The organism is Gemmata palustris (assembly GCF_017939745.1).
In the GTDB taxonomy this organism is placed as follows: Bacteria; Planctomycetota; Planctomycetia; order Gemmatales; family Gemmataceae; genus Gemmata; species Gemmata palustris.
Genome location: NZ_JAGKQQ010000001.1, coordinates 849274 through 864034 on the forward strand (window position 1 = coordinate 849274; position 14761 = coordinate 864034).

The 14761-nt window shown below is 64.0% G+C and carries 14 protein-coding genes; 12 read left to right on the forward strand and 2 right to left on the reverse strand.

From position 1 onward, the window contains the following. Positions 1–108: 108 nt before the first annotated feature. The gene (locus tag J8F10_RS03385; RefSeq protein ID WP_210652475.1) at positions 109–591 is read left to right on the forward strand and encodes an HD domain-containing protein; all 483 of its coding nucleotides are present in this window, start codon (positions 109–111) and stop codon (positions 589–591) included. A 7-nt stretch (positions 592–598) separates the two neighbouring features. Beyond that, positions 599–1969, forward strand: a complete 1371-nt coding sequence (locus J8F10_RS03390; protein WP_210652476.1) for a fatty acid desaturase family protein — start codon at positions 599–601, stop codon at positions 1967–1969. Between the two features lie 113 nt (positions 1970–2082). Here the strand turns inward: J8F10_RS03390 and J8F10_RS03395 are convergent, their stop codons facing one another. Beyond that, positions 2083–3795 carry a hypothetical protein gene (locus J8F10_RS03395; RefSeq protein ID WP_210652477.1) on the reverse strand — a complete coding sequence of 571 codons (1713 nt, stop codon included), beginning with the start codon at positions 3793–3795 and terminating at the stop codon, positions 2083–2085. A gap of 441 nt (positions 3796–4236) precedes the next feature. On the opposite strand from J8F10_RS03395, the gene J8F10_RS03400 reads away from it, so the two are divergent. From J8F10_RS03400 to J8F10_RS03445, 10 genes are all read left to right on the forward strand, one after another. Further along, positions 4237–5559 carry a purple acid phosphatase family protein gene (locus J8F10_RS03400; RefSeq protein WP_210652478.1) on the forward strand — a complete coding sequence of 441 codons (1323 nt, stop codon included), beginning with the start codon at positions 4237–4239 and terminating at the stop codon, positions 5557–5559. Between the two features lie 45 nt (positions 5560–5604). Further along, entirely contained in the window at positions 5605–6186 is a 582-nt protein-coding gene (locus J8F10_RS03405; protein WP_210652479.1) for a hypothetical protein, read from the forward strand. Positions 6187–6335: 149 nt separating this feature from the next. Further along, entirely contained in the window at positions 6336–7826 is a 1491-nt protein-coding gene (locus tag J8F10_RS03410) for an FAD-binding oxidoreductase (protein WP_210652480.1), read from the forward strand. 73 nt (positions 7827–7899) lie between these two features. Continuing rightward, on the forward strand, positions 7900–8220 hold the full coding sequence (locus J8F10_RS03415; RefSeq protein WP_210652481.1) for a hypothetical protein: 321 nt from the start codon (positions 7900–7902) through the stop codon (positions 8218–8220). A 328-nt stretch (positions 8221–8548) separates the two neighbouring features. Further along, entirely contained in the window at positions 8549–10180 is a 1632-nt protein-coding gene (locus J8F10_RS03420) for an HD domain-containing phosphohydrolase (RefSeq protein ID WP_210652482.1), read from the forward strand. 108 nt (positions 10181–10288) lie between these two features. After that, positions 10289–11458, forward strand: coding sequence for an FAD-binding oxidoreductase (locus tag J8F10_RS40205; RefSeq protein WP_210652483.1), 1170 nt, complete (start codon positions 10289–10291; stop codon positions 11456–11458). Then, positions 11458–11859 carry an endonuclease domain-containing protein gene (locus tag J8F10_RS03430; protein WP_210652484.1) on the forward strand — a complete coding sequence of 134 codons (402 nt, stop codon included), beginning with the start codon at positions 11458–11460 and terminating at the stop codon, positions 11857–11859. The genes J8F10_RS40205 and J8F10_RS03430 overlap by 1 nt, the downstream gene beginning before the upstream one ends. Before the next feature lie 186 nt (positions 11860–12045). Further along, on the forward strand, positions 12046–13494 hold the full coding sequence (locus tag J8F10_RS03435; RefSeq protein ID WP_210652485.1) for a (Fe-S)-binding protein: 1449 nt from the start codon (positions 12046–12048) through the stop codon (positions 13492–13494). Continuing rightward, positions 13495–13851, forward strand: coding sequence for a ribbon-helix-helix domain-containing protein (locus J8F10_RS03440; protein ID WP_210652486.1), 357 nt, complete (start codon positions 13495–13497; stop codon positions 13849–13851). Continuing rightward, positions 13848–14108, forward strand: a complete 261-nt coding sequence (locus J8F10_RS03445) for a type II toxin-antitoxin system RelE/ParE family toxin (RefSeq protein ID WP_210652487.1) — start codon at positions 13848–13850, stop codon at positions 14106–14108. Before J8F10_RS03440 ends, J8F10_RS03445 begins: the two co-directional genes overlap by 4 nt. Positions 14109–14124: 16 nt before the next feature. Here J8F10_RS03445 and J8F10_RS03450 read toward each other — a convergent pair whose 3' ends face one another. Further along, on the reverse strand, positions 14125–14694 hold the full coding sequence (locus J8F10_RS03450) for a hypothetical protein (RefSeq protein WP_210652488.1): 570 nt from the start codon (positions 14692–14694) through the stop codon (positions 14125–14127). Positions 14695–14761: the final 67 nt, after the last annotated feature.

The following is a 14761-nucleotide window of genomic DNA, read 5'->3' on the forward strand; positions in this document are numbered from 1 at the left end:
ACCGAAGACCGGCTGGTGGGCCTGCGCAAAGCCTTGACCCACCCTACAAAAGCCTCACGAATTGGCTTCTCGCGCACGGTGAAGAGGCGTTCGCACAGGGGACTACGGATGGCCACGTTCGACCGAGCGGTGCAACTCGCGGCTTCCGCGCACGCCGGGCAGGTCGATAAAGAGGGGCAGCCGTATTTACTGCACGTGCTCCGGGTGGCGCTCGCGGTCAACGATCCGAACGCGCGCATCGCGGCCGTGCTGCACGACCTCGTCGAAGACACCAGCGTTACGCTCGCCCACCTGCAAGTCGAAGGGTTCGCGGCACCGATTCTGGAAGCAGTGGAGTGCCTGACGCGACCACACGGCGCGCAATATGCCGATTACGTGGTGCGGTTGAAGGGTAATGCGATCGCCCGGCAAGTGAAGCTCTCGGACCTGGCCGACAACTCCCGGCTCGACCGCAACGTGATCGACCCGGCGCGCTTCGACTGGGATCAACGGCGCATCGTGAAGTACCTGGTGACGTACAAGTTCCTCGCCGACCAGATCGACGAGGTGACGTACCGCACACTGATGACGAGCCTCGAAGACCCGAAGTGACCGCCTTATGAGCACGAGCACCATCGACGCGCCCGCAAAAACGCTCTCCGATCCGGAGCTGAAAGCCGCGCTCCAGGAGCTGCGCCGAACGGACAACGTCCGGAACTGGTGGTTCGTCGTTCGGACGTATCTGTACCTCGCGCTCGTGATTGGCGGGGCGGTGTGGTTCTTTGAGAACCGCGAATCCTTTGACGTTTCCTGGTGGGCGAACGTTCCCGTTGCGCTACTCGCGATCGTGCTCGTGGGGGCCGGACAGCACCAACTGAGCGGCCTCGCGCACGAGGGCTCGCACTACATCCTGTTCCGCAACCGGTTCGTGAACGATCTGGCGTCCGACCTATTTACTATGTTCCCGCTGTTCGCGAGCATCTACCACTATCGGCTCCAGCACCTCGCGCACCACCAGTTCGTCAACGACCCGGACCGCGACCCAGACGTGTCGCAACTCAAAACGAGCGGTCACTGGCTCGGGTTCCCGCTCGCCCGGCGCGAGGTGATCCGGGCATTCAGGCGGCAACTGTCGCCGTTTCGGTTGATCCGGTTCATGCGAATCCGGGCACAGTACAACGCGACCGGTACCGACAAGAACCCCTACATGATTAAGGGACAGAAGCCCTCGAAGGGAGCGGTGCGAGTTGGCATCCTGTACCTGCTCGCGATGGTGGCGACGCTCACCGCGCTCTTCTACCTCGCGCAAGACTGGTGGGTGATGCCGGCGGCGACGTTCGCGATGTGGGTCATTGTTGTCGCGGTGTTCCTGAAACTCCCGGACCACAAGTACCACCAGAGCAAGCTCCGCCCCGTGATCCACGCGCGGTACACTTCCGCGCTGCGGGTCGGGTTCATCACGCTGTTGCTCACGTCACTCGCGGTCGCTACCAAACTGACCGGCGCGCCGGCCGTGCCGTACTTCCTGCTACTGTGGGTGGCGCCGCTGTTCACCGCGTTCGCGTTCTTCATGATCCTGCGCCAACTGGTGCAGCACGGGAACGGAGGGCGCGGGTGGATCAACAACACGCGGACGTTTCTCGTCGCGCCGGTGATCCGCTTCGCGGTGTTCCCGTTCGGCCAGGATTACCACCTGCCGCACCACATGTACGCGACCGTCCCGCACTACCGCCTCAAGAAGCTCCACACGCTGCTAATGCGATACGACGAGTACCGGGCCGAAGCACTCGAGGTCCACGGCTACTTCGTGTCGCCGGAGCGCCCGCAGGTTCACCCCACGGTCGTGGACGTGCTCGGACTGGAATACGCGCCGCGAACCGCGGACGTTCATATCGACGCGGAAGCGGTGTCGGTCGTCGAGTTCAACGACAAGGAAGGGTTGGCGAAGGAAGTGGAGATGTCGAAATCGCTGGGCGAACGGCCGGTGTGAGCCGGCCGGTGCGCCCCTGCTCTCGGCCTTTTCCGCGCCCCGGGCGACAAACTACCTCGGGAGCGTTTACCGGCCGGCTTACACCGGCCGTTCCGATGGTCGGCCGTTCGCCTTTAGCTGATGATCTGCTTGCGCCGCTTGATGTAATCCCAGATCACGTAACGATCGAGGTCGCGGCCCGCGGTGAACACGACGCGGCCCTTCGTCGCCTGCGCCATCTTGTACGCGAACTGCACGTCTTCTTGCGACTGGTTCCAGTTCGAGAGCAGGAAAATGTTGATCGTGATCCCCTCGCGAGCGCAGAGCAGGGCCTCGCGCATGGTCGCCTCTTCGGTGCGCGGGTCCGGCGGGTAGAGCATGTACAACGTGCCCCCCTCGAAGTGCGCGGTGGGTAGGCCGTCGGTAATGAGCACCACCTGCCGGTTCGGGGTGTCCTGGTTCGCGAGGAACCGGCGCGCGGTCTGGAGCGAGTGTTGGATGTTCGTGAAGTGGTGCGGGACGCGGAACTCGCTGATCTCCGGGTTGCTCATATCGGCCTTGAGTCGCACCACCGGGCTGAAGATCGTGACCGGTTTCGGCATCAGCCCCGCAACTTCCGACAGGTGCCGCGGTCTCGCGAACGTGTACATCTCAATGAACTGGAGGAAGTCGCCCGGGTACTCGCTCCGAATGAGCCCGTCGAGGGCCAACCCCATGCGCTTCACGTTGGCGTACAGACCGTCGTAGCGCATCGAGCCGCTCATATCGAGCAGCACGCAGGTCGCGGCCTTCGGGTTCACGCGCGTGTGGTGAATCACGATGTCGTCGGGCTTCATTCGGACAGGTAGTCCCGGTCCGGCGCGTAAGAGCGCATTCACCATGCTGGCCGGGATGTCCATTTGCGAGACGGAGTCGCCGAACTCGTAGGGCTTCGTTTTGGGCGACTCGACGGCCCCCTCTCCCGTCACCGCATCGGGGTGGCGGCCGCTCCGCGATGCCTGGAGTTCGCTAAAGATTTGCGTGAGGACTTTCGACTGGAACAGCCGGAGCGCTTTGGGTGTGAGCTTGAACTTGCCGCTCCCGTCACCTTCCAAACCCTGCTTTTCGGCCTGCTCGCGAATGTAGTCTTCGACCTGCTGCTGGAGCGCCTGGAGCTTTTCAATTTCCCCCGGCTCGGCGAATTTTTCGAGTTCTTCCAGGTCGATGATGGCGAGTTGCGCCGGTGACTTCTTCGCCTCTTCGAGTTGCTTCAGCAACTCGTCGATCGTTTCCAGTTCCTCTTTCACTTCGAGCGCGGTGGGGACGCTCATCTTTTCGCGACCGGTGAACTCGTATTTCCCCGCGAGTTCGTCCACCTGGTACTTGTCGCCGAGGCGCTCAACGAGCGGCACCAGCCCCTTTGCAAAGGGCGAGTTGTCGTCCCCCGCGCGGAAGTACAGCGATTCGAGGTCCGCGAGCTGCTCGTCCTTGACGGCCTTTCGGAAATCGGCCGCGAGTTTCTTGGGCGGGTTCACGTCCTGTGCGGCACTGCGGAACGCGGTCGCGGCGGCCTTTTGTGCGGCCTTCGTCTCGTAGGTCGCGAGGATCTTGCGCTTGCGTTCGAGGAGCATTTCCTTCAGCGCATCAATGCTCGGCCCCAGTCCCGCGATTTGTGACGCATCGAGGTGAATCGCGTTGGCCAACTGTTCTTCGGTGAACTCGTCGACGTCGCCGAACCGGAGCATGTGCTCCATGAGCGGCGAAACCATGTCCGGCGGGGGGGCGGTGGGGCTGGGGAAGTTCACCGGGTCGTACCCCTGGTACGTGTGAACGATCCCGCCCGGCGTTTGTGCTTCTTGGGGGTCCATCGCGGTCCTCGAATCGGTGGCGACGCTGCATTGTAACCGGTCGACCGCGGCCGCGTGCGCCGGACTTCGCCCGGGGAACGCCCGCCCCACCGTGTCCGTGGGTATTTCGCAGTGGCTTGTCTTGTGTTGAAATCCTACCCGGCGGTGCGCGCGGATCGGTTCCTCGGGTGCGGTTGGATTAGGCTCTGTTTTGCGAATCGCGAGTGTCAACGAGCGGGTGGTGTTTGCTTGATCCGCGTTGTCCGCGTGATCCGTGGCTCTTCCTTGGCTTTCGGCTTGGCCCCGTCGCAGTTCATCACCTCCGAATACGCGAGTACGATGCGCGAAGGAGGTGCGAAAGTTTGAATTCCCCTCTCGCTTTTCTCCGCGCGCCGGCGCACGATGGTAAATAGCTGCCTCCCCACGCTTTCCTGCCAAAACCCCGAACCCAAACGCTGCCACATGACGCCGTTCAGTCGTCGCGCCTTCCTGCGATCATCCGCCGGCGGGCTGACGTCCGCGCTCGTCGCCGGACACAGTTTGCCCTCCGCCGCCAACGTTGATGTCGCGCCGCCCCCGAGACGGGTCGGCGGACCCGTTCCCACGAATCTCACGCCCCAAGACACGCTGTTCCTGACGTGGCAGCGCGACCCGACGACGACGATCACCGTGCAGTGGGTCGGGCCAGAGACACAAGAACCGACGCCGCTTCGGGTCGTGCCGCGCGACGGGGATCTGTGGAAAACGGGCGCGACGGAGCAGAAACCGTTCGGCCCCACGGACCTGAAGGTTCACCGGTGCGAGTTTACCGGGCTTCAACCCGGTACGGAGTACCTGCTCCAGGTCGGCAAGAACGCGCTCGCGTACCAGATCGGCTGGCGGACGGAATCGTACCGGTTCCGCACGATGCCGGCGAAGGCCACGGACACGTTCCAGTGGGTGTCCGGCGGCGATTGCGGCACGGGGCCGCACGCGATCGGCACGAACATCATCGCGGCCAAGCAGGAGCCGTACTTCGCGTTCATCGGCGGCGACCTCGGGTACGACAACGGGACCTCCGCGAAGACCGCGATCCAGTTCCTCCAGAACTACGCGAAGCACATGGTCGACCCGAAGGGGCGGCTCATTCCGATGGTGTCGTGCCTCGGGAACCACGAGGTGCGTGGCGGTTACAAGGGCAAGCGCTCCGACGCGACGTACTACCTCCCGCTGTTCGACGGGCTGTACAAGGACACCACCTACGGCGCGCTCGACTTCGGCGACTACCTGAGCCTCGTGACGCTCGACAGCGGGCACGTTTCGCCGATCGGCGGCGAACAAACCGACTGGCTCGCGTCCGCGCTGGCGGAACGGGAGGGGCGCCCGCACCTGATCGTCGCGAACCACGTCCCGGCGTACCCATCATTCCGCGACCCCGCGACCGGCAAGGCCGGCGCGTTCGGCACGGGCGAGGCGAACCGCATCCACTGGTGCCCGCTGTTCGAGAAGTACGGCGTGGACGCGGTCCTGGAGCACCACGACCACACGTTCAAGCGCACCCACCCGCTCAAGGACGGGCTGAAGGACAAGTACGGGGTGCCCTACCTGGGTGACGGCTCGTGGGGGCAGTTGCGGAAGCCGGGGACACCGGAGAAGCGCCCGTACCTGGCCTCGGTGGGCCACGCCTATCACATGACCGTTCACCGGCTGGAAGGCGAGCAGCGCTACCACGTCGCGCTCGAAGAGAGCGGACGGGTGGCGGACGTGTACGGCACCTGCGGCAAGCGCCCGGCGAAGCGGGGGTGAACGGGTTTCCGAGTACAGGTGCCCGGTTACTTTGGAGTCGGTTAGATGCCGCAGTGCCCGCGCTGTGAAGCGTTAATGGACGCGGTGGAGTTGATCTGCCCTCAGTGCGGCCACCGTCTGAAGGAAGAAATCGTCTACCGCGCGGGCTACGAGCCGCAGGAGTTACTCGACCTCGGCTTGTCGCCGAGGTTCGTCACGTTCATTTTTCTCGAATCAAAGCCCAAACCGTTCGATTATTGGTGCGACTCGCCTCACGCGGGGTGGGCTTGTGCCATTCCTCGGGAAGTGAGCGGAGTTTACCCGCTCTGGTGTTGTGGCTCGGACCCGACGGTGCTCTGGATGCGACGCGGACGGATCGAGTTCGTTCAGTTGTACCACGACGACCCGACAGTACGTTTCTTGGCGCGAACCGAACAGGGATTACTCGCGCACCTCTTTATAAGGCTGTTAGAATCCGCGGATTGGCATCACCCAGAGAGCGTATCGCGCCTGCGGCCAATGGCCGAACTCACCGGCTTCCACCATTTCGATCAACTGTGTGCGTGGTACCAGCACCTCGACGAAAGGGACAACTATTCGGAACAGTTCGATCTGCTGATGCTGTTTATGGATGGGCGGACCAACTAATCCAATTCGTGTGGGTGGGTTCACTGCCAGAACTGGGGAGGCGGACCAGTTCCGTAACCGCGACGGTGAACGGCCCGCTCTCGCCGGTGGCGGCCCGATTCCGTTCTTCGCCGTGTTTCGCTGTATCAATTCGCCGCTACACTACCTGTATGAACACCCTCACCCCTCCCGTCCCCGCCGCAACTCCGTCCTTTAACCACGTCGCACTCGTCGCGCGCATGAAGGCCATTGTCGGGAACGACAACGTGCTCACCGCGGCCGCGGACATGGCCGCGTATGAGTGCGACGGCTTCACCATTGCGAAGACCAAGCCCAATGTCGTTGTGTTCCCGACGTCCACCGAACACATCGTCGGCATCGTGAAGGCGTGCAACGAACTCGGCGTGTCGTTCCTCGCGCGCGGGGCCGGGACGAGTCTCGCGGGCGGGTGCGTGCTCGTCGGTGGCGGCGTGATGATCGCGCTCGCGCGCATGAAGCGCATCCTCGAAGTCAACGTCCGCGACCGGTACGCGGTCGTCGAACCGGGCGTCGTGAACGTGTGGCTCACCAACGCCCTCAAACCGCACGGGCTCCACTACGCGCCCGATCCTTCTAGCCAGGGCGCGTGTACCATCGGCGGGAACGTCGCGACCAACTCCGGCGGACCACACACGCTCAAGTACGGGGTCACGGTCAATCACATCCTCGGCGTCGAACTCGTGCTCCCGGACGGGCGCGTGGTGACGTGTGGCGGGCCGACCGAGGACGGCCCCGGGTACGACCTGACCGGCGCGATCGTCGGGAGCGAGGGGACGTTCGGCGTGGTGTCAAAGGTGTGGGTGCGGCTCACGAAGAACCCCGAAGCGTACCGCACGCTACTCGGCATCTTCGAGACCATCGATGACGCCACGAACACCATCAGTGACATCATCGGCGCCGGGATCGTTCCCGCCGCGCTCGAACTGCTCGACAAGACGATGCTGTCCGCGGTCGAGGCCGCGTTCCGGTTCGGGTTCCCGCTCGACGCGGAAGCGGTCGTCATTATGGAGGTCGATGGGCTCGCCGCGGGCTTGCAGGAAGAGGCGGACCGGATCGAGGCCATCGCGAAGAAGAACCGGGCACGCGAGGTGCGGAAGGCGAACACCGAGCCCGAACGCATGGCGCTGTGGAAGGCTCGCAAACAGGCGTTCGGCACGATCGGGCGCCTCGGATACCCGAGTTATTGCACGCAAGACGGTGTGGTACCGCGGACGAAGCTCCCCGAGATCATGCGGCACATTCAGGCGACGGCGAAAAAATATGGCCTGGGTATCTGTAACGTGTTCCACGCGGGCGACGGGAACGTTCACCCCATTTTGATGTTCGACGAGCGCGACCCGGCGCAGGTACAAAAGGTACTGGACGCGAGTCACGAGATCCTCGCGGAGTGCATCAACCTCGGCGGCAGTGTGACCGGCGAACACGGGATCGGCGTCGAGAAGATCGACTTCATGCCGCTGATGTTCACCCCCGACGACTTGCACTACATGGTGCGGTTGCGCACCGCGTTCAACCCCGACGGGCGGTGCAGCCCGGGGAAGATGCTCCCGACCGCGGGGGGGTGCTCGGAACCCTCAATGGGCATCACGCAAACGAAACCGGCTCGTCGCGCCGCGGTGTGAGGTTGAATGCGCGAGATTGTTGTTGCCGTTTGATTTTCCCGGTTCAATGCCCCGTTCTTGGTTGAGGATGGGCATGTTCGGAATTGAGGTCGCACTCGTCATTGTGGGCGTGTTAGCGCTGACGCGCCGGAGATTGCCCGTCACCCGGACGAGGGTGGTTATTGGCACGCCGGCACAGTTACTCGGGTTGGTGGCACTGACCCCGCTCCCTCTGGCGGTGCTCGCCGGCGCCCTGTGTGCGATGTCCGAGAATTCGACAGAACCGACCCCGCCGGCGCGAATCATTTGGCTCCTTATGGGGATCGAGTTGGGGACTTCGCTGTGTGTCGCGGGTATCGTGTTTGGTGTTGGTGCCCTCGTTGCGGTCCGCTCGAACGAAGCGGAATGCCGGTGACGATTGTGAATTTGTATTTATGATTTATTTTTGACTGTCTGGCGTTATGAGATCGCGAGCGGGCGATTGGCCCCGCCTCGATCCAGAAGTGTTGATCTCTAACTGACGGATGAATCAGGATTTCCGCGCTCGTGCTCGGCGCGAACGGGGATCGCTCGGTGGGTCGGTGTGAAACGGTCGGGTGCGCGAATTCTCATTATTATTCGTGTTCTATACTTGCACACGATTGATTTTTGTTACGGCGCGCGAACCCCGCTCCCCGGTTCCGCGAAGACCCAACCCAGCTGGAAGTTTTCTTCCGGTTCGCCCCTCGTGTTGAGAGTCACGCATGGAGTCGCCGCGCGTCGTTCTTTCACTTTCGGAGAGTGGTGCGGCCCCGCGCACGTGGGCGTCCGCGTCTCAGTTGCGCATCGGCCGGTTGCCGGAACTGGAGGTCTCACTCGACGACCTCTCGGTGAGTCGGCTCCACGCCGAAATCTACCTGGCCGACGAGGGGTGGGTGGTCCGCGACCGCGGGAGCTCCAACGGGACCATTTTGAACGGCGTGCGGATCGGGCGGACCCCGCAACCGGTGAAGGCGGGCGACGCGATCCAGATCGGGAACCTGCGCTTCAAAGTCGAACACGTTCACGTGCGCCCGGTCACGGTCCGGCTCGGTAACAAAACGGTCCAGGTCGAGGCCGCGGCCCGGCGCCAGTTGGGGCCGGCGGAGTTCGACCCGCCGCAGAACCAAATGTCGCGCGACCTGAAGAGCTTCTTCCGGCTCGTGCGCGCCGCGCACCGGTTGTCGGAATCGGCGCGCATGAGCGACGCGCTCCAGGAGGTGCTCGACGGCGCGGTCGCGTTCTTCGGCGCGCGGCGCGGGGGGCTGTTCCTGCTCGACGAGGTGACCGGGAACCTCGCGGTCCGGTGCTTCTCGGCGACGTCGGGCGGGCTCGTTCCCGCCCGGGCGCCGGGCAAGACGCTGGCCACGCTCGCGTTCCGGCGCCGCCAGTCGCTCCTGTTCGCGGACCAGAGCGAGGCCGCGAAGTACCAGGCCGAGAGCGCCGTCCGCGGGGACATGAACTCGATCATGTGCCTGGTCCTCCGCGCGCCGGACCGCGAGTTCGGGGTGCTCCACTTCGACCGCGGGACCGACTCCGACCCGTTCACCGAGGCCGACCTGAACCTCGCCGACACCCTGGCCGACGCCGTCGCGCTGGGGGTGGACCGGCAGCAGCTCGTCGAGCGGAACCGGGCGCTGTTCGTGCAGACCGTGACCGCGCTCGCGCAGGCCGTGGAAATGCGCGACGAGTACACGGGGAACCACACCCAGCGCGTGACCACCTACGCGCTCATGCTGGCCGAGGAAATGGGGCTGCCCGAGGACGAGCGCCGGCAGCTGCAGGTGGCGACGCTGCTGCACGACATCGGCAAGATCGCGATCGACGACCAGGTGCTGCGGAAGCCCGGCCGGTTGTCGGACCACGAGTTCGCCACGATGAAGACGCACGTGCTCCGCGGGGCCGAGATCGTGCAGATGATCCCCGGGCTGTCGTGGGCGCTGCCGGTCGTGCGCGGGCACCACGAGCGCTGGGACGGGCGCGGGTACCCGGACGGTCTGAGGGGCGAGGCGATCCCGCTCCCGGCGCGCGTGGTCTCGGTCGCCGATGCGTTCGACGCGATGACCTCGGACCGCCCGTACCGCGCCGGGATGCCCGCGGCCCGCGCGTTCGCCGAGCTGCAGTCCGGGTCCGGGACGCACTTCGACCCGCGGTGCGTGGAGGCGTTCGTGCGGATTCGGCCGCAACTCGAGGTGCTCCTCGAGCGCGAGGCCGCCGAGCGCCGGAACGCGGCCAGCGGTGATCACACGCTCTCGCGCCAGGAACTCGAGCGCGAGCGCGCCGCGGTGTTCGCGGACCCCACCGCGTCCACGCTCCGCAATGCGTTCGCGGACAAGGCCCCGACGGACCGGCTCTGAACCCGCACCCGTCGGACGACCCGACTTCGGGTCGTTTGACGCCCGCGCGTGGCGCGGTTCATACAACACTACGGTTGCCTTCCCACCCTCCCGGGCGTTCCCGCAACCGTGGCAAATTCCATTACCCTCGATTCATTCGGCCCGCTACCCGTCGAGCGCCCCGCGAGCGTCGCGGACCTGTGCGCGCTCGTGACGCACGCGCGCGCCGCGAAACACGGGCTGTACCCCGTCGGCGGGCGCACGACCCTCGACATCGGGCTCCCACCGACGAAGCCCGGCGTTGTGTGCGACACGACCGCCCTTTCCGGCGTAATCGATTACCCCGCGCGCGACATGACGATCACCGCCCGCGCCGGGACCACGGTCGCGGCACTGCAGGCGGAACTGGGTAGGGAAGGGCAGTGGCTCCCGGTTGATGTGGCGGCGCCTGAAAGGGCCACGCTCGGGGGGGCGGTCGCGGTGAACGCCAGCGGCCCGCGGCGCTTCGGCTACGGCACGCTCCGCGACTACGTGATCGGCATCAGCTTCGTGAGCGACGACGGCGTGGAGGTGAAGGCCGGCGGTCGCGTGGTGAAGAACGTGGCCGGCTACGACCTGATGAAGCTGCAAATTGGTGCCCTCGGTACGCTCGGGGTTGTCACGCAACTCACGTTCAAAGTGAAGCCGAAGCCGGACGCCTCCGCCGCGGTGATTTTTGGTTGCGATTCCGCTTCGCTCAGCGCGGTACTCGATCGCCTCGCCGCATCCAAAACGCGCCCCGTCGCGGTCGAACTCTTGAATTCCGCCGCGTGGCGCGAAGCGCGCGTCACTGTCCCCACAACCGCGCAATGGCGAATCGTGGTCGGCTTCGAGGAAAAGACCGCGGCGGTTCGCTGGCAAGTCGCGATGCTGATCGACGAACTGAAGGCCGTTGCGGTGGGCGACGCGATCGAATTGCCCGATATGTCCATCTTCGACACACTGACGGCGTTACAACTGAGGGCCGAGTCGCGGTTCATCGGGAAGCTCTCCGTCTTGCCGAGCAATCTGGCCGATGCGGTCGTCAAACTGCCGAGCGAATCGCTGGTTCACGCCCACGCACTGAGCGGCGTCGCGTGGGTACACGGTGCCGAAACGCTCCCCGAGGGCACAACCGTTCGGCGGTGCCCCACGGAACGCAAAAAGTCACTTCCCGACGGAGGGCAGGAGCCTTCGAGTTGGGAACTGATGCGGCACGTCAAGCGGACCCTCGATCCGGATAACGTGTTCAACCCCGGCCGTCTATTCGGGGACGTGTGATGAACCTCGCGACCTCGACCCGGATTCCGCTCTTGTACGCCCGGGCGCGTCGGCTCCGGGGCGATATGAACTCGGCGGAGCGGATTCTGTGGAACGAGTTGCGGAACCGGCGCTTTGCCCGAGCGAAGTTCCGTCGGCAACAGCCGCTCGATTGGTACGTTGCCGATTTCTTTTGTGCGGCGAGCCGTCTTGTGATCGAGTTGGACGGCGATTCTCACATGGGCAAAGAAGACCGTGACGCCGTGCGCCAGTTGTACATCGAGTCTCACGGCATCCGCGTGATCCGCTTCTGGAACTCGGAAGTATACGACGAGTTAGAATGGGTTCTCGATTGCATCGCCCTTGCAATCGATCAAGCCGCATCGTCGAGTTCACAAGAAGTGAGTTTGAAGCCGAGGTAGACGTTCTTCTTGCCCTCTCCCCTTGCGGGAGAGGGTGGTCGGCGCTTCGCCGACCGGGTGAGGGGTTGCTTCCCGAGTACGGCGACCACCCCTCACCCGTCTCGCAAAGCCTCGACACCCTCTCCCGCAAGGGGAGAGGGCAAAAAACCGAAGACCCCCGACGACACCAACCACTGTAAACTTCACATGGCCGCGACCACTCCCGACCTGGCCGACTCCGAAGCGCAGCGGAAGTCGCTGCCCATTCTCTCCGCGAACGTGCCCGCCGCGACCGCGACCGGCGGGCCGATCCCCGCGCCGCCGCACACGTGCGGTTCGGGGGCGCACGGGCCGAACATCGATTACGAACTCGTTCTCGATTGCGTCCACTGCGGGCTCTGCACCGCGAGTTGCCCGACCTACGTGGAAACGTCGAACGAGGCGGACTCGCCGCGCGGCCGCATCTACCTGATGCGGAGCGTGATCGACGGCACGCTCGAACTCGACAACGACGTGAAGCAGCACCTCGACCTGTGCCTCAATTGCCGCGCGTGCGAAACCGCGTGCCCGTCCGGGGTGCAGTACGGTCGGCTCATCGAACCGTTCCGCGAGTTCATGAACGAACTCGAACCGGGGCGCCAGGTTCAGTCGCTCAACGCGCTCCAGAAGTTCTTGCTGTTCCACGTGTTCCCGTACCGGTGGCGCAACCGCGTGTCGCTCGCACCGGCGCGGTTGATGCAGTGGACCGGGCTCGACTGGCTGACGGAAAAGAGCGGCCTGATGGGGCTGGTACCACAATCGCTCCGCAGCATGAAGCAGATGCTTCCCGTGTTGAAGCCGCACTACGGGCAACTGCCGGAAGTGCTGGAGCCGATCGGCAAGCCGCGCGCCCGCGTCGCGCTCTTCCTGGGGTGCGTCGCGGACTCGCTCTACCCCGACACGAACTACGCGACCGCGAAGGTACTCCAGGCGAACGGCTGCGAGGTGTGGATTCCGCGGAGCCAGGGCTGTTGCGGCGCGCTGCACTATCACTCGGCGGAAGAAGCCCCGGCCCGTGCGTTTGCGGCCGCGAACTGCGAAACGTTCGGTGCGAACGACGCGGAAAAGTTCAAGTCGCTCGACGCGATCATCACCAACGCGGCCGGCTGCGGGTACCAGCTCAAAGATTACGCCCACATGATGCACAACACGCCCGAGGCGGAATCCGCCGCGCGGTTCCAGAGCAAGGTGCGCGACGTGAGCGAGTTCCTGATGGAGCTCGGCCCGGTCCAGCCCACGCACCCGCTGAACATCAAGGCGACGTACCACGACGCCTGCCACTTGCGGCACGCGCAGCAGATCTTCAAACAACCCCGCGCGCTGCTCGAAATGATCCCGGGGCTGGAACTGATTCCGCTCCCGGAAAGCGAACTCTGTTGCGGCGCGGCGGGGAGCTACAACCTGACGCAGCCCGAAATGGCCGACCGCCTCGGTAAGAGGAAGACCTCGAACATTGCCGCGACCGGCGCGAAGGCGCTGTTCACGGGTAACGTCGGCTGCCTGATGCAGATCACGCGGCACTTAAAGGCACTCGACCCGGACGTGTGGTGCGCGCACCCGGTCGATGCGCTGTGGGCGAGCTACAGCGGCGAAATGCCGAAGGAACTGGAAGGGTGAGTGGGACCGCGGGTGGGGCAACTCGTCTGGGTGAGCGAGAGTGGGTCGTGGTACGATGCGGTATCACCGGAGGCACGCATGAAGACGTACCAGATCACACTACCGGACGATGTCGCCGCGTTCGTGGACCGCGTATTGGCCGAGAAGAAGTGGGGCACGCTCGATGACCTCGTGATGTACGCGCTGGGAACCGTCGGGACCGAACTGGAAAGTGACGCGGACACGGAAATTGACGCGCTCCGAAAGGCCGTGCAAGTCGGCATCGACCAGGCCGACCGCGGTGAACTGGTGGACGGCGAGGTCGTGATGAAGCGGTTGCGGGACAAACTCGAAGCCGCGCGGAAACAGCCGACATGAAGCGCTTTCGCAACACGCCCCAAGCGGAAGCCGATCTCGACGCGATCACCGATTACTACGCGGCCAACAACCCGGACGCGGGGATTCGCCTGCTCGATCAACTCACCGCCCGGTGCCGGGCGTATCCCAAACCATTCCAGCAAGCCATACCAACTCCTCTTTGCTGCCACGTCTGTCACCGCCCGACGAAATCCGCTTCGTTCAGTTCACCACCTCTCGACATACCTTCTCCTTGTGTTTGGGTATGCTTTACGTAGGGCTGAAGCTTCGGATCTATTCTTCCGACTCCTCTTCCACTCTAACGCCAAACACCTTGCCGAAGTTGTACCGCCACTGAAGCGCGTAGCTCATCCCGATCCTGCCATCGAGCGGGCTAGCAAGGAACCTGTTCCATTCGTTGTCATTCGGGAACCGCCCGAAATCCTTCTGCACCTCAATGACCCAACTGTCAGCGGCATCGATCACGCCCATGTGAAGCGGCGTAATCTTCAAGATGCCCTTGATCGCATCGACTTCGGAATCAGGGATGAGCGGCTTGTCCGTCTTCGCCTTCTGGATGTTCTTCGTTTTGAAATCAGTTTCCGCCTCAGCGATGATAGTTTTGATTTGGGCATCATCTTGTAAGTGAGCAATCAGTCGCACCAAGATCTTTGCACGCCAATCACTCTGGTTGACGAACGCCAAAAAGCGGAAGGCTTTCTTCGCCCATGACTGGTTCTTCTCAAGTAGCCATTCCCGCTGAGCCTTCGCCAATTTGCAAAGGTTTTCATCCGCGATTTGCGACTTGGTGAGGTACGACCACTTCGTGATTTGCAGCCGCAGCGGGGGCTTCTTCTTTGCCACTTGGTAGTCCGTCAAAAGGACCACGGCATCATGCTCGCTCCCCAGCAACCGCTCATACCCGGAGAAG